Source organism: Alkalicoccobacillus porphyridii (assembly GCF_007293315.1).
GTDB classification, from domain to species: Bacteria; Bacillota; Bacilli; order Bacillales; family Bacillaceae_D; genus Alkalicoccobacillus; species Alkalicoccobacillus porphyridii.
The window spans coordinates 1-289 of sequence record NZ_VLXZ01000150.1 but is presented as its reverse complement, the minus strand read 5'-3'; the positions used below and the strand labels follow the sequence as shown (position 1 = coordinate 289).

General features: G+C 42.9%; 1 tRNA gene. It reads left to right on the top strand.

The window, feature by feature from the left end:
* Positions 1-76: transfer RNA gene (locus tag FN960_RS21335), tRNA-Ala, on the top strand.
* Positions 77-289: the final 213 nt, after the last annotated feature.

The following is a 289-nucleotide window of genomic DNA, read 5'->3' as shown; positions in this document are numbered from 1 at the left end:
GGGGCCTTAGCTCAGCTGGGAGAGCGCCTGCCTTGCACGCAGGAGGTCAGCGGTTCGATCCCGCTAGGCTCCACCAATATAATCTCTCTAAATATACATTTAGATGGGTTATTTTTAACGCTTTTATGTGAGCGTGGTTCTTTGAAAACTAAATCGTGCAATGTAACACACAACGCACTCATCTAACGATGAATGCGCATCTTTTATAAAACCCATGTGTGTTTGGTTTTCTATCTTTGATAGAGAGTTGAATACATTTAGCAAAGAGGATCAAGTAGATCGAGGACAC